Raw genomic sequence first — 16,516 nt, forward strand, 5'->3', positions numbered from 1 at the left:
ACACTATAAATAAAAATAATTTATAGATGCGAAAAATCACGGTAGCAAAAGGAGACGGAATCGGTCCTGAAATAATGGATGCCACACTAGGAATTTTATTAGCCGCAGGTGCTAAAATTGAAATTGAAGAAATTGAAGTTGGAGAAAAAGTTTATTTAGCTGGCAATACAGCAGGTATTGCTTCTGAATCTTGGGAGACAATAAGACGAAACAAAATCTTCTTAAAAGCACCTATTACGACTCCACAAGGAGGCGGTTATAAAAGTTTAAACGTCACCACCCGGAAATTCCTCGGATTATACTCAAACGTGAGACCTTGCAAGAGTTTGCATCCATTCATAAAAACAAAGCATCCAGTTATGGATCTTGTTATAATAAGGGAAAACGAAGAGGATTTGTATGCCGGCATAGAACATCAACAGACAGATGAGGTCGTGCAATGCTTGAAACTAATAAGCAGGCCTGGCTGCGAAAAAATTGTGAGATACGCATTTGAATATGCTAAACAACAAAACCGCAAAAAAGTAACCTGCTTTACCAAAGACAATATCATGAAGCAGACAGACGGTTTGTTTCATCACGTATTCGATGAGATTGCAAAAGAGTATCCTGAAATTGAAAACGAACATTGGATTATAGACATTGGAGCAGCAAAAATGGCAGATACACCAGAGGCTTTTGATGTCATCGTGATGCCAAATTTATATGGAGATGTTCTTAGCGATGTGGCCGCTCAAATAACTGGATCGGTAGGTTTGGCTGGGTCAGCAAATATTGGTGAAGAATGCTCTATGTTTGAAGCCATACATGGTTCGGCTCCTAGAAGAGCAGGACAGAATTTAGCCAACCCTTCAGGTTTGTTGCAAGGCGCCATAATGATGTTAAATCACATCGGGGAAACAGAAGCGGCAGAAAAAATCCAGAATGCATGGCTTAAAACGCTTGAAGATGGTATTCATACCTATGATGTTTTTGAGGAAGGATCCAGCAAGCAAAAAGTGGGAACTAAAGAGTTTGCAAAAGCTGTAATTGAAAATTTGGGACAAAAGCCTTCGATTTTAAAGCCTGTTTCGTACGCTACTAATTTGGCTCTAAATCTGCCAAAATACAAAAAAAGGCCTCCATCCAAAAAGAAGCTGGTAGGTGTTGATATTTTTGTTCATTGGAATGGCGTAGATCCAGATGAAATTGGAGAAAACTTAAAAAAAATCGGCAAAAATGGAATTGAGCTTACTATGATCACAAATAGAGGGATTAAAGTGTGGCCTGGGGGATTTAGTGAAACATTTTGTACGGATCATTGGAGGTGCAGATTTAAGCGTACTAATGGTTCGGGAATCACTAAAGAAAATATCAACGAGCTTTTAAAATATGCAATTGAGGAAAACATTGACACTATAAAAACTGAAAATCTATATGAGTTTGATGGTGTTCAAGCCTATTCAATGGGGCAAGGACAATAATAAATTAAAAGTTTAAAAAAATGCAAACGCATCACATTAGATTGATCGATAACTCTTACGACCTTGAAATTGCTCAGCAGCTTTTAGGTAGAATTATTTTTCAAAAGATGGCTTTTATAAAAGATCGAATCAATGAAACGGATCCCAATGACTATGATGAACTCGATCAATTGAAGACGAGAATAAGCGACCTGAATTCTGAATGTAGATCTCTTGACTTATTAAACGAAGAGCATGATGGAGAACATGTTGAGATGGAAATAAGCTGTACGATTGTAATGTCTATCAAGAAAATCAAAACAACATAAATTATCGAGTGTCTAGCTCTAAATAATTATTACAGGTTTTAGATTAAATAAATTACTAATTAGACCATAGAGATACCTCTTTCTCTATGGTTTTTTTTTTGTGGTGTCCGCTGTTTGCAATTTTTCTTTTGTTTATTGTGCGAAAACCCTTATTTAGGCTAGGATAAATGTGATAGTCAAAATGAAAATATTTGTAAATCTTATTTTCCTGATTTTACTTTGTTTAACTAAATATTGAACCGAAATGAGTGGCACAAATTGAACCGTTGTATCCAAACTCTATTGAAGACTATATTCATTGGTATAATGCAGAAAGGTTACATTCTAGTTTAGGATATCTCTCACCACTAGAAATGAGATAAAATTGAGAGGAAATATTAAAAAAGTAGCTTAATGAAATAATCACAAATATATTTAGTCAATGAAAGGCAATCACCTAAAGTCAAGATTTGAACTAGGTGGACTAAAAACTAAAGCATTTAAAAGGAGGACAATTGAATGGCCAAAACCAATATCTTCAAAAGAAACCTTCAAAAAAGAAGGTGATGATTTTCAACTTATTTTAACTCTGTAACCTTAGATAATGCTAGATTTACATTATATATTTAAGGTTAAATTATTACTATGAATTGTCTTTTAACAGGTGGGACTGGTATTGTTGGTAGTCACATCGTATTTGAATGGATACATAAAGCACTTGTTGAGGAATCTGTAAATCATCTTTATGTCGTCATTAGAGATGGGAATAAATCAGCTCAAAAGCGTTTGATTGATATTTTACAAAGCCATACTCGTCCCAGTTTTTTAAACAACTTTACTTTAGAGGCTTGTCTGGAAAAAATAACGGTTCTTTCTCATGATCTATCTACCATCACCAAAGAGTATTTAGAGCAGTATGTTTTTGATTCCGTAATACATTGCGCCGGTTCTACTAGTTTGCTGCTTACCAGTGAATCTAAAAATAAAGTACATGAGCAAAATTATTTGGTAACAAAGCAACTCATTGAGGAGTTGCCAGAGCGTGTAACTCGATTTCTTTACATAAGTACAGCCTATTCTTTTGGTATTCAGGACAAAAAAGTAAAAGATGCCATAGAACAGTATGAGGTTACTGATTTTAGAAACCCCTACGAGAAATCCAAATATGAGAGTGAACGTTTTGTAAAAGAAACCTGTAAAGCAAAGCATATAGCCTTTCAGATTTTAAGGCCAAGTATAATTTGCGGCCGATTAATTGATGCACCATTTTTTGAAACCCCAAAATTTGATGTTTTCTATTCTTGGGCTATTTTTTTAGATAAATACGCCAAGAAGTCTACAGAGAATTTTAGAATTTGGATCGATAAAAAAAGCGGTTTAAATATCGTTCCTGTAGATTTTGTTTCTAGAGCTGTGTTATATGCTTATTTCAATCCTGATATAAAGGAGCTCAACATAGTAAATCCAAAGCAAATACTCCATAAAGATTATGTGGGCGACGTTTTGGAGTCCTTTGACATTAATGCTTACGAGTATATAGAGGAAATGCCTGAAAACCTCACTATTTTTGAACAGTTGTACTATAAAAGTATTGGGGGTCTTTTTGAAAAATATGTGTCTGTACCAGATCTACAGTTTCAGCCCGATCAAATTTTAAAACTGATAGATCAGTTAGAGTTGGATATTAACTTGGGTGTCCACGAGAATTTCATGAACTTGATAAATTTTTCAGTTGAAAAAAAATTTCGAAAAAGTTATTAAAAAAAGATCACTTATATTTTAAACAGCTGGATTGTGGATATACTGAATAGCCATGTTAAGCTCTAACTTCATTTTTTTCTTCAGCTATTATACTATTAAAAGACGCTTACTTAAATTAGTAAGATAAATATTTCGTGTTGTTGCTATTTATATTAATTACCTACTTTTATAAAAATCTAAATTATGAAACCTATTTTATCATTTTTTCTATTCTTATTGTCACTAGCTTCCTTATCAGCTCAAGACCATTATATCTATTGCGGAAACTTGATAGACGTCAAGTCTGGTGAAGTCTTATCCTCTAAAACAATTATTGTTAAGAAGGATAGGATCCATTCTGTAGAAGATGGATTTATTAAAGTGCCTTCTAAAGCTAAATTGATTGACCTTAGAACGTCTACTGTACTTCCTGGTTTATTCGATATGCATGTTCATTTAGAATCTGAAACGTCTAAAGATAATTACATCAAACCCTTTACGATGAATGAGGCGGATGTTGCTTTTGAAGCTCAAGCGCACGCAAAAACCACTCTAATGGCTGGATTTACGTCGGTGAGAGATCTTGGTGGAAGCGGCGTAAATACGAGTTTGAGAAATGCCATCAATAAAGGCTTGGTAGTTGGGCCTACCGTATATTCAGCAGGAAAAGCTATTGCAACCACTGGCGGTCATGCTGATCCTACAAATGGTTATAAAGCTGATTTAATGGGGAATCCTGGTCCGGAAGATGGAGTGATTAATGGTGCTCATGAAGCAAGGCAAGCTGTTCGTCAACGCTATAAAAATGGAGCAGACGTTATCAAAATTACTGCAACAGGAGGTGTTTTAAGCGTTGCAAAAAGCGCACAAAATCCTCAGTTTTTTGACGATGAAATCAGAGCTATTGTTGAAACGGCAAATGATTATGGAATGATCACCGCTGCTCATGCTCATGGAGATGAAGGAATGCAAAGAGCTATACGAGCTGGAATCAAAACTATAGAACATGGAACTTTAATGTCTGAAGAAACCATGGAATTAATGAAAGAATACGATACTTACTACGTGCCTACTATCACTGCTGGAAAAAGTGTTGCTGAGCTAGCGGAAATTGAAGGCTATTATCCAGCTCTTGTTGTTCCTAAGGCTAAAGCTATAGGTCCAAAAATTCAAAGTACGTTTGAAAAAGCATATAAAAAAGGAGTAAACATAGCTTTTGGGACAGATGCAGGAGTGTTTAAGCATGGAAACAATGCTAAGGAGTTTGGCTATATGGTAGAAGTTGGTATGCCAGCGATGGAAGCGATTCAGTCGGCGACGATTATTCCTGCACAATTATTAAAGGTAGAAGCTTCCTACGGCTCTATTGATAAAGGAAAAATGGCTGATATTATTGCGGTAAAAGCTAATCCTTTAGAGGATATATCAACAATGACGGAGGTTATATTTGTGATGAAACATGGAAAAGTGGTTAAGCTATACTAGTTTTATACTGCTTAATTTTCTCTCATGGGTTAACATCCTCAAGGCTTGCTTCGAGGATATTGATTGTATAGAAATCCTTTTGAAGTTCGCTTAGCACATATAAATACAAAAAAAAACCATCTGAGCAATTAGATGGGTTTTCTCTTTTTTCATTTAATTAAAAGTCTAAGTTAAACTATTAACAATTATTTAATAAAATTATTAAATTTAGAATTAATTCTACATGATGTCGAAAAACAGGAGCCTAAATTTGCTTAGAACAACCTGTTATGAAATTAAAACTACTTTTATTAACTTTATTTATAAGTATAAATTTAGTTTACTCTCAAGACACTGACGGTGACGGCGTTTTAGATTCCGCTGATCTCGATGATGATAATGATGGAATTCTAGACAACGACGAATCTAATTCAACAGTGGGAGAATTAAATTATGAATATTATGATTTGGTTCCTATTGGTAACACTGTAGATAATATTCCTACAACAGGAGCTTTAGCAAATGGTACAGTATCAGATTTTGATGTAGATGCTTTATGGCAATCTATTACCCCAAGCGATGGAGATACCTTTTCAATCCGTTATACGGGGATAATTAGTATATCCGCACAAGGGAATTATACTTTTTTTACGACATCAGATGATGGTTCGAAGCTTTTTATTGATGGTACAGAAGTAGTTGATAATGACGGAGATCACGGAGCTCGAGAAAGATTTGGAGTAATAAATTTATCATCTGGTGAGCACACTATAAGAGTTTTATTTTTTGAGGGTGGAGGATCAGAAAGTTTGGTTGTCTCTTACTCAGGTCCTTCTATTTCCAAAACCGCATTGCCTTTCTCTATTTTAGCTTCAAATTTTGTTGATATAGACAATGATGGCAATCCAGATCGATTAGATCTGGATTCTGATGGAGACGGCTGTTCTGATGCTAATGAATATTATGGATTATCCAATGCTGATGGTGGGGATGGTGGTGTTTTTGGCTCCGGAACTCCAACTGTAGATGCTGATGGATTGATAGTTGGGGCTGGTTATAATGGCAATTACTATTCTGACGTTATAGATAATTCTGTCAATCGTTCATGTATCGACTTTGATAGTGACTCTGTTCCAGATTTTATCGATCTCGATGATGATAATGATGGAATTCTAGACAACGACGAATTTAATTGGACAGTGGGAGAATTAAACTACGAATATTATGATTTGGTTCCTACTGGTAACACTGTAGATAATATTCCTACAACAGGAGCCCTTCAGTCGGGTACAATTTCAGATTTTGATGTTTCTGCTTTAAGTACATCTATTACTGGTAATACTGCTACATACTCTGTTCGTTATACTGGTCTTATTCAAATTGATACTGACGATACCTATATTTTTTACACCAATTCTGATGATGGCTCTAAACTATTGATAGATGGCACAGAGGTAGTCGATAATGATGGTTTGCATTCTGAAACAGAAACTTCAGGTTCCGTTGCTTTAACTACTGGATTATACTCCATAGAAATTCTATTTTTTGAAAATGCCGGTGATGATATTTTAGAGGTGTCTTTTCAAAGTAGTTCAGTTTCAAAGACCGCATTGCCCTTCACTATTTTAGGTTTAAATTTTGTTTATATAGACACAGACAATGATGGTAATCCAGATCGATTAGATTTGGATTCTGATGGAGACGGTTGTTCTGATGCTAATGAATATTACAATAACCCTTCGGCAGATGGAGGCGATAGTGGAGACTTTGGCCAAGGTACGCCATCAGTAAATCTAGACGGATTAGTCATAGCTGCTGGTTATAACGGTACTGACTTACCTAATGTGACAGATAACGCTGTAAGTTCGGGTTGTGATCCTTATATTTATGGAATAACAGGGAACTGGCAAACCGATGCTAATTGGAATTTTGGTAGAGTTCCTACCGTTTTGGATATGGCCATTGTAAGAGCAAACGTGTCCGTTATTACGACACAAGAACTAAGTAATTTGACTGTTGATCCAACTTTCTCTGTTGATATTAATACTGGTCAAGTGCTAAATATCACTGGCGATGTCAACAATGAAGGTTCATTTACTGGCGAAGGTGAAGTCGTTTTAAATGGAACTTCGGCACAGAGTATTTCTGGCGGCGGTTCTTTTGAGAATTTGAGATTAGACAATCCAACAAGTTTAGATTTCACAGACCCAGCAGATTTGTTTGGAGTAGTCTACGTAGATCAAGGCACCTTAAACACGAATGGCAATCTTTCTTTACGATGTAATTTTGGAACACCCGGAAAGACGGCTCAGGTGGGTTCTGTTGGAGGAACAATTGTGGGCGATGTCACTGTCGAACAATGCTATCCGGCTCGACGCGCTTTTAGATTCTTATCTCCATCTGTAACCACAGCAACGTCTATACGAGAAAATTGGCAAGAAAATCCAGTGGGATATCTGGATAATCCAAGTCCTGGATATGGAACGCACATCACAGGAGTATCACCAGGTTCTGCAAATGCTAGTGTAGGCCAAGACGGGAATAATGGCTTTGATTATAACCCATCAGGAAATGCATCGATGTTTACCTTTGATAATTCAACTCCAAGCTGGGATAGAGTAACAAATGCAAATGGTGTTTTAACAGCTGGACAAGCTTATCGCTTATTTTTAAGGGGCGATAGGAGTATCGACATTACAATTAATGGGTCACCTCCAACAGCTACTCGTTTATCAACAACTGGAGTTTTGGCTATAGGAGCACAAACTGAAACAAACTTATCGAATACAGCAAATGCCTTTAACTTCATAGGGAACCCTTACCAAGCCCAAGTGGATCTGAATTCACTTATAATGGGTTCTACAAATATATCTTCAGCAGAATATTACGTCTGGGATCCCACTCTTGGCGGTTCACCCACTCCGGGTTCATCAGGAGGTAGAGGCGCTTATGTTACTGTTGAACTTCCAGCAGGTACCAATTCTGCTAGCTCTTCAGCCAATGAATTCTTACAACCAATGCAAGCCGCCTTTGTAAGGACAAATACAGATGCTCCAGCATCAGTGACTTTCCAAGAAGCTATGAAAGCGGTTAATGAGATCCAAACGGATGTTAAATCTAATAGTGTTCAGGAGTACATCAATATTCAACTGTTCAACGCTAACTCATTTGCTCAAGGAGAGACCCCATCGGATGGACTGAGAATAAACTTTAATAAATCCTTTAGTGTTACAACAACAGACGATTCACCAAAACTCAGTAATCTGGATGAAAACTTAGCTCGATTGGCAGAGAATACTGCTATAGCTATTGAGCGTAGACCACTTCCACAGGCTACAGAAGAATTGCCTTTGTTCATCAATCAATATAGACGGGAGAGTTATGTGATGAAGTTTGATATGACCGATAACTTAACTGCGCAAATTTTTGTCAAAGACAACTATTTAGAGACTCTCACTGAAATCACATCTTCAGACAATATCTTTAGTTTTACAATAGAGTCCTCTATACCAGAATCAGTGGCATCAGATCGATTTAGTTTGGTGTTTGAACCGGTGAGCTTGTCGACAGAAGAGCAAAGCTTAGTAAACCTAAGTTTGTACCCTAACCCAACCAAGGGAAACTTTAGCGTAAGTGGAATAGACTCAGGTCAAGATGCAGAAGTTAAAATTTATAACCTGATAGGCCAACAAGTATATACCATAAAACTAAGTGGCCAATCTAGTATAGAAATCACGGACTTCAATGGCACCACAGGGGTTTACCTTGTGAAGCTAAAAACCAACCAAGGCGAAAAAACATTCAAACTAATAAAAGAGTAAGATGATGAGAATAAACAAATCACGGTATCTAGCCCTAGTATTGATTATAGTCTTTGTGCTAATTTCAGCAAGCAGTTATGCGCAGTTTGGAGATATTGGCTTTCCAGATGATGTAGATGATGAGCCGGTTGCACCCATAAGTGGTCTTATCGCTTTAGGCCTAGCAGTAGGAGGTTATTTAGGGATAAGACAGACGAGAAAACAAGACTAGTTGATACGCTAAAATACTATAAAAGAGAAAAACCATCTGAGCAATTAGATGGTTTTTGGGTTAATTATCTTTATTTTTTTTGCGGTCTTTTACAATTTTAGCATACATCACTACAATGTAAATCATGATAAGAACGATGCCTAAATAAATCCAATTCTCTTGAATGAATTCTGAAAATTCAAAGGCTCTATAAGATTCATTATTATGAGGTTTTGGAAGTTCGCTTTGCATAAGTTATAATTTTATTCAAAATTATAAACCTTTTATAAAACTACCGAAGGAATCACCAAAAATTAATTGAGTATCGACCTGGTTTCTGTCTAGTTTTTTATGAACAGATAAGCCCCAAAGGATAAATTCCATCCAAAAGTGCTTTTCACCTTTTTCATAATTGGAGACATATTCATTCAGCATTTCCTCTAAAGGCTTTATTTTATTTAGAGCAGATTCATATTCTGCATTAGAGTCATCTTCAAAAAACTGAACATCGTCATTCTTCATAAACCAATTCAAAACTTTGTCATACGACTGGTCCTCATCCTGTTTTTCTAGTTTTTTGATTTCTGGAAAAAATTTGGGATATAGATTTAAAATTGCAGCTTCTATAAGTTGCTGAGCAACAAATTCAGTGCCTTCTTCTTCTCCTTCGTAAACCAATTCAACCTTACCGGTAATAGCTGGTATAATACCATTAAAATCACTTAATCTAAGGCATGTTTTATGATCTCCATTTACAAGAGCTCTTCGTTCTGCAGTACTCATTAAGTTTTCGAAAGCAGTAATACTAAGTCTTGCACTCACACCACTTTTAGAATCAACATAATGACTCTGTCTTGCTTCAATAGAAATTTGTTCTATTAAGGTTCTTGCTAAATCTGGAACACTGATATTTTCTTTTTTGAAGTCAGACAGTTGGGCTTCCTGTTTGGTGATTTGCTTAGCAATTTCAATATCTTTGGGATAGTGTGTCAAAATTTGAGAGCCTATTCTATCTTTTAAAGGAGTAACAATACTTCCTCTGTTGGTATAATCCTCTGGGTTTGCCGTAAAGACAAATTGAAGATCCAACGCCAATCTTAAGTTAAAACCTCTTATTTGAACATCTCCTTCTTGAAGAATATTGAATAGAGCGACTTGAATTCTAGCTTGTAAATCTGGGAGTTCGTTGATGACGAAAATGCAACGATTTGCTCTGGGAATCATACCATAATGAATGACCCTTTGATCGGCATAACTCAACTTTAAGTTAGCCGCTTTTATAGGATCGATGTCTCCAATTAAGTCTGCAACAGTCACATCTGGAGTAGCAAGTTTTTCAGCGAAACGCTCACTCCTGTGCAACCAAGAAATAGGGGTGTCATCTCCTTTCTCTTCAATAAGTTCTTTAGCATATAGGGAAACAGGATGGAAAGGATCATCGTTGATTTCAGACCCTTCTACTACAGGAATGTATTCATCTAGTAGATTTAAGAGTTGCCTTGCTATCCTTGTTTTGGCTTGGCCTCTTAACCCCAATAAATTGATATTATGCTTGGATAATATAGCCTGTTCTAGTTGGGGAATAACTGTGTGTTCATAACCAAAAATACCTTCAAATGAAGATTTATCATTTTTTAAATTATGAATGAGATTATCTCTTAACTCCTCTTTTATAGATTTGGATATATAAGAATTTGATTTTAAATCACCAAGTGTCTTTAGTGCAGTCAATTGCATATTATATTTTTTTTCGTTTGTTATTTTCGTAATCTTCAAAAATCATCTCTCCTAAACCTTTAAGTCCAGAGAAGTAGGCTCTGCCTTGGTTGGACTTGGTAAATTCCCTTACAAATTTCTGTAAATAGGGATCAGAAGCAATCATAAAGGTAGTGATAGGTATTCTCAATTTTCTGGCCTGTGCAGCCATGTTGTAGCACTTTTTAGTGATGACCTCATCTAAGCCTGCACTATTTTTATAGTAGCTCCCATCTGAAAGTTTTAAGCAACTTGGTTTACCATCGGTGATCATAAAGATTTGCTTATTTGCATTTCTCTTTCTGCTTAAGATTTTCATGGCTAGTTGAAGTCCAGCCACAGTATTGGTATGATAGGGACCCACTTGTAAATAAGGCAAATCTCCGATTTTTATAGGCCATGAATCGTTTCCAAAGACAATGATGTCTAAAGTGTCTTTGGCATATTTAGTAGTAATCATTTCAGCCAAAGCCATTGCCACTTTTTTGGCTGGTGTTATTCTATCTTCACCATATAAGATCATACTATGACTGATGTCTATCATAAGCACCGTGCTCATCTGTGTTTGGTGATGAGTATCGTTGACCACTAAATCATTTTCAGACATTTTAAACTCATCGATGCCGTGATTAATCTGTGCATTTTTGAAGCTTTCGGTCATGGAAACTTGATCAAAACCATCTCCAAACTGAAAGTCTCTTAAATCGCCTGTTTTTTCGGTGCCAAGCCCAGTATGTTTGGTTTTATGCTTGCCGGAACCGCTTCTTCTGAGTTTCCCAAATATTTGTTCTAAAGCATGCTTTCTTAAAGCTTGTTCCGTTTTATTTGTGATTTTCACACCAGAATTACCATCTGGTTTAACTTCTTCACGGATATAACCTTTTTTCTTTAAGTCTTCTATGAAATCATCAATCGTATACTCTTCCGTGGTAATCTCGTATGCCTTGTCCAATTCTTTGAGCCAATCAATAGCTTCATCAAAATCGCCAGAGGTATGCGTGATCAATTCCATAAAGATATCCAGCAGTTTATCAAACAAACTAGTGTTTTCTTCATGGGGTCTAAAAATGATACCTTTTCTATAATTTGCCATAGTTTAAAAGTAATTGAATTATAAGGAGCTAGAGAGTAAGATTGTGTTAAACTGTTTTTAAAACTAAACTGGTTTTTTTTACGTTTTATCGAGGTACTTGTTTCGAAATTTAACCACTAGAGCTAAGCTCCTAATGAGCATCCATACAAAGAAGGCAATCCAAATCGCGTAGAGCTTGAGTCCCAAATAATCTAAAATTAACAGAGTTGGCCAAAACCCCAGGAATGTCGCGGCGATTAGGACGTTTCTGAGGTATTTTGCCTCTCCTAGACCTTTAAAAATTCCATCAAACATAAATGCAATAGCATTAATGGGTTGCATGATAAGAACTATCCAAAATACAGAAGAAAACAAAAGTAATACGCGTTCATCTTTAGTAAATATAAGTCCTATTTCGTCATAAAAAAGAGCACAAGAGCTAGCTAAAATTAAAGCAATAATTATAGCATATTTGCTTATATCTTTACTGAGGTTCCAGAGTTTGGTGTACGCTTTTGCCCCGAGTAGTTTGCCCCCAATTGCATTTCCGGCATTGGCATAGCCATCGATAAAAAAGGAAAAGAATAGCCAAATATTCATAAGTATACTTTGTGCAGCTATGTAATTTTTCCCGTAGTCTGTAGCGTATGAATTGGCTAAGTAGATGGCGATATTTAAAGCTAAGGTTCTTAAAAATAAATTAGCAGCCATGGAAATTAGAGGCTTTAAATTGGGATTTATCTTTAAACTTGGCTTGAGATGAAAAGGAGTCTTCTTGAAGAAAAAATAAAAGGCCATGCCTAGCATCACTCCTTGGGCAATTACACTTGCAATCGCTGCTCCTTCCAAGTGCAAAGCAGGGATAAAACCTTCTACTCCGTAAACGAGTAAAAAATCGAGACCTATGTTTACAGCCGCCCCAACCAAGCTGCATTTCATGGCCCAAAGTGTATTTTGGAGACCTCTAAAGACACCGAAAATCGCAAAGGTTACTAAGGTAAGAGGAAAGCCTAAGGCTCGTATTTTATAGTAGCTTTTGGTGTAGTCTAAAATTAATCCTTCAGCATTATAAGCACTAAAGATAAGTTCAGCAAAAAAGGCAGTCACAAAGTAAATGATTAAACTCAAGATAAAATTGAGCAGGATAGTTTGGGGTACCAATGTCTTAACAGCATGCAATCGGTTAGATCCTAAATGCTGTGAAACCAGTGCTGATATAGCAGTTTTAGTTTGTGCTAAAATCCAAACAATAGCCGATAAGAAAGAGCCTACAATTCCAGCAGCAGCCAAAGCTTCAACAGCATTTTCTTCTACATTACCAATGATGGCGATATCGCTGAGAGAGATGAGGGGTTCTGCAATACCCGCTACAATGGCAGGTAGGGCAATGGTATTAATTTCCCTGAAAGAGACTTTTGGTGTTTTTATGCTTTTTTTAGAAGGCATCCATTAGGGTTTCCAATTGCATCCCTCTAGATCCTTTTATCAAAATAAATGAAGAGGCCTTAGGTTTGTATTTCGATATAAAGGCTGTCAGGTCCTTTTTAGTTCTAAATGAAGATATATTTTCAAAGCCTTTAGATGCTTCAGAAAAATGCTCACCGCAGACAAGAATAGAATCAAAATTTAAAGTTTCACAGGTTTTTAAGATTTGACGATGTTCCTCAAGAGTAGTTTTACCAATTTCAAACATATCCCCTAAAATGACGGTTTGTGACTGTTCACTCATTTTTTTAAAGCTTTCAAGTGCAGCCTTCATGCTCGTCGGGTTTGCATTGTAAGCATCTAACAAAATATTTAAATCCTTTTTTTTGATAACTTGTGAACGCATTTCTTCAGGCTCGAAATTTTCAATAGCTTCTTTAATTTCATCCTTTCCAACTCCAAAATAGCGCCCTACACCTATAGCGGCTGCAATGTTTTTAAAATTGTACTCGCCTATTAATTGGCTTTTAATTTCAAGATGAGAATATTCTATTTCAACAAAAGGATTGGCATTCGTAAAAGTGACTCTACAGTCTGATAGCGGTTTTTCTCCAATGCTATATTTTTTGAAATTGACAGCTTTTTTAACCTGAATATCGTCGTCTCTGTTGAAGAAAATTAAACCATCATGATGAATTAAATAGTCGTAAAGTTCAGATTTCCCTTTTATGACTCCTTCTATTCCTCCAAAACCTTCCAGGTGAGCTTTTCCGAAATTGGTAATATAACCGTAGTTCGGTTCTGCTATTTTACACAGGGATTCTATTTCTTTTTGATGATTAGCACCTATCTCAATGATGCCTAAATCCAATTCAGCAGTAAACGAAAGCAGGGTTAGAGGAACGCCAATGTGGTTGTTCAAATTACCTTTAGTCGCTCTGACTTTAAACTTTTTAGAGAGTACTTCTGAAACTAGCTTTTTGGTTGTGGTTTTTCCATTACTTCCTGTGATCGCTACAATTGGTATCTTGAGTTGCTTCCTGTGGAAATGAGCGAGGTCTTGTAATGTTGCTAGAACATTTTTAACAAGGATCTTACGGTTTCCTTGTAGATCTGGGTTGTCTATCACCGCAAATGAAGCTCCTTTCTCCAAAGCTTGGTCAGCATAAAGATTACCATCGAAATTATCTCCTTTTAAACCAAAAAAAAGACAGTTAGACTCAATCTTACGAGTGTCTGTACACACGCTGCTGCTATCAACAAATTTCGAATATAAGTCTCTCATCGCTGTCATAATTAGAAATTAAAAAAGCTCTAATACAATATTAGAGCTTTTAAGTTGAAAAATAAATATATTTTAATTTCTTGTTCTTCGTCCTTTGTTAGATTTAGATCCGACTTTAGACATAGCATTTCTAAATCCAATATCATCTGTAGCCATATCTTGAGGGAAATATCTTCTTTGCGCTGGATCTAGCCAATACTCTCGGTCTCTCCAAGACCCTCCTTTGTATACTCTTACATTATCATCGATAAGTGTTGTTCTAGTTGAAGATCCATCATATCGTCTGTCGATTTTACCATCCTTTAGAGTCACTTCGTTATCAGGAGAATTGTACATGTCTTCCCCTTTTACAGTATTTCCTTGCTTACTGTAATATCTTGAAGATGATTTATCACCATCTCTGAAATTAATATTATCACTTTTCGAAAATTGCGTTCTTAAATAGGTTTCTTGATCACCAATACTCGTTTGAGCTAATTCTCCAGGAATATTTCTAGCGATAATTTTACCATTGCTTAAGGTGTCATAGATAACTTCATCTGCAGTTAAAACCTTCACTTTACCTTCTTCAGTAATTGCGTTTTTGGTATAAACATTTCCTCTAAAATAATTGAAGTCGTTATACTCGTTATCAAGCCTAGGTCTGTATACATCAGCAACCCATTCAGAAACGTTACCAGCCATATCATAAAGGCCGTAATCATTAGATTCATAAGATCTTACTTCAGAAGTAATGTCTGCTCCGTCATCACTCCAACCTGCTATCCCACCATAATCACCTTGACCTTGCTTAAAGTTAGCTAGTTGATCACCGATGGTTCTTCCATCTCCAGATCTGGTATATTGACCATCCCATGGATATTTTTTTCTACCCCTATAGGAATTATAATCTCTTAAAGAACTTTGTCCTAATGCAGCATATTCCCATTCGGCTTCTGTAGGTAATCTATAAGCGGGAAGAAGTTCTCCATCTTTACGTTGTACATAGACATTAGTACTATCTGGATTATTTCTTAACTTTCTATCTGTTTCTCTTCCTCCTCTGGTAATAGAATCACTACCACCATATACTTTACTTGGTGCATTAAGATATGTTTCTGTACTAAAAACATTATCAGCACTGCTATTTTTATAGGCATCTCTTGAGGTGTACCCTTTATCTGACAGACGTTTTTCGTTAACACGGTCCGTTCTCCATTGACTGAATTCAGTAGCTTGAATCCAATTTACTCCAACAACTGGATACGTATGAAAAGCTGGATGTCTCAAATAATTATTGACCATGTTTTCATTAAATCCTAAAGGGTTTCTCCAAACTAAAGTATCTGGTAAAGCACCTGTATAAATATTTTTGTAACGTTCTTCGGTCGGAGGAAAAACTTGCTTTAACCAATCCAGATATTCTAGATACATCACATTGGTGACTTCAGTTTCATCGATATAAAAAGATTGTACATGTTGTTGAGTTGGGGTATTGTTCCAATCATGCATGACATCATCTTTTACTCTACCCATGGTGAAAGTACCTCCCTCTACGAAAACAAGACCTGGACCTGGCTCCTGTTCTTCATAGTCGGTTTTATAACTCACACCACCATCTCGGCCACTTAAGTCCCACCCTGTGGCTCTAGAATTACTATCGTAATCTCTAGAATTATTGCAGCTTGTTGCAAAGATGACTAGTGACACAAGGATGCAAGATTTTAAGAAGTTTTTCATAATTATGATTTTGACCAAGATTTTGTTGGCAATATAATGATTAACGAGTTATCAACAAGTATATTTTTTAGTCTATCAATTATTTTAAATCTAGCTTCAATTTTTATTATAATATACTATCATTGTAGGCTATCCGTTATAGCTTCAACTAAAAGATTTTAAAAATGAAATTCTTTATTACGCTTTCATTCCTTTTTATCTATTTCATTGCTGATTCACAGGTTGATAAAGTTAATATAAATTGGCGCAATGATAATAAAATTGCTAAATCTTCAGAAGCAAATATTTATTTATC

The 16,516-nt window shown here is 36.0% G+C and carries 13 protein-coding genes and 1 pseudogene; 8 read left to right on the forward strand and 6 right to left on the reverse strand.

The window, feature by feature from the left end; all coding sequences use genetic code 11:
* Positions 1 to 26: 26 nt before the first annotated feature.
* From CXF67_RS14420 to CXF67_RS14455, 8 genes and pseudogenes are all read left to right on the forward strand, one after another.
* On the forward strand, positions 27 to 1,463 hold the full coding sequence (locus CXF67_RS14420; RefSeq protein WP_102089385.1) for an NADP-dependent isocitrate dehydrogenase: 1,437 nt from the start codon (positions 27 to 29) through the stop codon (positions 1,461 to 1,463).
* Positions 1,464 to 1,483: 20 nt separating this feature from the next.
* A complete protein-coding gene (locus tag CXF67_RS14425) occupies positions 1,484 to 1,771 on the forward strand; it encodes a hypothetical protein (RefSeq protein ID WP_102089386.1) in 288 nt (95 codons plus the stop codon).
* Between the two features lie 278 nt (positions 1,772 to 2,049).
* Positions 2,050 to 2,165 (forward strand): annotated as a pseudogene (locus CXF67_RS14430) (IS3 family transposase); the annotation flags it as partial.
* Between the two features lie 27 nt (positions 2,166 to 2,192).
* Positions 2,193 to 2,345 (forward strand): hypothetical protein, encoded by a 153-nt coding sequence (locus CXF67_RS18330; protein WP_180957978.1) that lies wholly within the window; start codon positions 2,193 to 2,195, stop codon positions 2,343 to 2,345.
* Between the two features lie 50 nt (positions 2,346 to 2,395).
* Positions 2,396 to 3,511 (forward strand): SDR family oxidoreductase, encoded by a 1,116-nt coding sequence (locus CXF67_RS14435; protein ID WP_102089387.1) that lies wholly within the window; start codon positions 2,396 to 2,398, stop codon positions 3,509 to 3,511.
* Positions 3,512 to 3,694: 183 nt separating this feature from the next.
* A complete protein-coding gene (locus CXF67_RS14440; protein ID WP_102089388.1) occupies positions 3,695 to 4,975 on the forward strand; it encodes a metal-dependent hydrolase family protein in 1,281 nt (426 codons plus the stop codon).
* A gap of 269 nt (positions 4,976 to 5,244) precedes the next feature.
* On the forward strand, positions 5,245 to 8,775 hold the full coding sequence (locus tag CXF67_RS18335) for a PA14 domain-containing protein (RefSeq protein WP_180957979.1): 3,531 nt from the start codon (positions 5,245 to 5,247) through the stop codon (positions 8,773 to 8,775).
* A gap of 4 nt (positions 8,776 to 8,779) precedes the next feature.
* Positions 8,780 to 8,986: a hypothetical protein gene (locus CXF67_RS14455; protein WP_102089395.1), complete on the forward strand. Its 207-nt coding sequence runs from the start codon at positions 8,780 to 8,782 to the stop codon at positions 8,984 to 8,986.
* Positions 8,987 to 9,046: 60 nt separating this feature from the next.
* Here the strand turns inward: CXF67_RS14455 and CXF67_RS18340 are convergent, their stop codons facing one another.
* The 6 genes from CXF67_RS18340 to gldJ form a co-directional block, all read right to left on the reverse strand.
* Complete coding sequence (locus CXF67_RS18340; RefSeq protein WP_180957980.1) at positions 9,047 to 9,217, reverse strand: hypothetical protein; 171 nt, start codon at positions 9,215 to 9,217, stop codon at positions 9,047 to 9,049.
* A gap of 21 nt (positions 9,218 to 9,238) precedes the next feature.
* On the reverse strand, positions 9,239 to 10,702 hold the full coding sequence (locus tag CXF67_RS14460; RefSeq protein WP_102089389.1) for a magnesium chelatase: 1,464 nt from the start codon (positions 10,700 to 10,702) through the stop codon (positions 9,239 to 9,241).
* A 1-nt stretch (position 10,703) separates the two neighbouring features.
* On the reverse strand, positions 10,704 to 11,813 hold the full coding sequence (locus tag CXF67_RS14465) for a vWA domain-containing protein (protein ID WP_102089390.1): 1,110 nt from the start codon (positions 11,811 to 11,813) through the stop codon (positions 10,704 to 10,706).
* A gap of 78 nt (positions 11,814 to 11,891) precedes the next feature.
* Complete coding sequence (locus CXF67_RS14470) at positions 11,892 to 13,238, reverse strand: MATE family efflux transporter (protein ID WP_102089391.1); 1,347 nt, start codon at positions 13,236 to 13,238, stop codon at positions 11,892 to 11,894.
* Positions 13,228 to 14,511: a UDP-N-acetylmuramoyl-tripeptide--D-alanyl-D-alanine ligase gene (locus CXF67_RS14475; RefSeq protein ID WP_102089392.1), complete on the reverse strand. Its 1,284-nt coding sequence runs from the start codon at positions 14,509 to 14,511 to the stop codon at positions 13,228 to 13,230. Before CXF67_RS14475 ends, CXF67_RS14470 begins: the two co-directional genes overlap by 11 nt.
* 63 nt (positions 14,512 to 14,574) lie before the next feature.
* Positions 14,575 to 16,221, reverse strand: a complete 1,647-nt coding sequence (gldJ, locus tag CXF67_RS14480) for a gliding motility lipoprotein GldJ (protein WP_102089393.1) — start codon at positions 16,219 to 16,221, stop codon at positions 14,575 to 14,577.
* Positions 16,222 to 16,516: the final 295 nt, after the last annotated feature.

It is taken from the genome of Psychroflexus sp. MES1-P1E (assembly GCF_002836055.1).
Lineage (GTDB): Bacteria > Bacteroidota > Bacteroidia > Flavobacteriales > Flavobacteriaceae > Psychroflexus.

What these genes read in the sequence shown, in the direction of transcription:
- CXF67_RS14425 (WP_102089386.1), top strand. Translation starts at nt 1,484, where the DNA reads ATGCAAACGCATCACATTAGATTGATCGATAACTCTTACGACCTTGAA.
- CXF67_RS18340 (WP_180957980.1), bottom strand. Translation starts at nt 9,217, where the DNA reads ATGCAAAGCGAACTTCCAAAACCTCATAATAATGAATCTTATAGAGCC.
- CXF67_RS14455 (WP_102089395.1), top strand. Translation starts at nt 8,780, where the DNA reads ATGAGAATAAACAAATCACGGTATCTAGCCCTAGTATTGATTATAGTC.
- CXF67_RS14470 (WP_102089391.1), bottom strand. Translation starts at nt 13,238, where the DNA reads ATGCCTTCTAAAAAAAGCATAAAAACACCAAAAGTCTCTTTCAGGGAA.
- CXF67_RS18335 (WP_180957979.1), top strand. Translation starts at nt 5,245, where the DNA reads ATGAAATTAAAACTACTTTTATTAACTTTATTTATAAGTATAAATTTA.
- CXF67_RS14440 (WP_102089388.1), top strand. Translation starts at nt 3,695, where the DNA reads ATGAAACCTATTTTATCATTTTTTCTATTCTTATTGTCACTAGCTTCC.
- CXF67_RS14460 (WP_102089389.1), bottom strand. Translation starts at nt 10,702, where the DNA reads ATGCAATTGACTGCACTAAAGACACTTGGTGATTTAAAATCAAATTCT.
- CXF67_RS14475 (WP_102089392.1), bottom strand. Translation starts at nt 14,511, where the DNA reads ATGACAGCGATGAGAGACTTATATTCGAAATTTGTTGATAGCAGCAGC.
- CXF67_RS14420 (WP_102089385.1), top strand. Translation starts at nt 27, where the DNA reads ATGCGAAAAATCACGGTAGCAAAAGGAGACGGAATCGGTCCTGAAATA.
- CXF67_RS14435 (WP_102089387.1), top strand. Translation starts at nt 2,396, where the DNA reads ATGAATTGTCTTTTAACAGGTGGGACTGGTATTGTTGGTAGTCACATC.
- gldJ (WP_102089393.1), bottom strand. Translation starts at nt 16,221, where the DNA reads ATGAAAAACTTCTTAAAATCTTGCATCCTTGTGTCACTAGTCATCTTT.
- CXF67_RS14465 (WP_102089390.1), bottom strand. Translation starts at nt 11,813, where the DNA reads ATGGCAAATTATAGAAAAGGTATCATTTTTAGACCCCATGAAGAAAAC.
- CXF67_RS18330 (WP_180957978.1), top strand. Translation starts at nt 2,193, where the DNA reads ATGAAAGGCAATCACCTAAAGTCAAGATTTGAACTAGGTGGACTAAAA.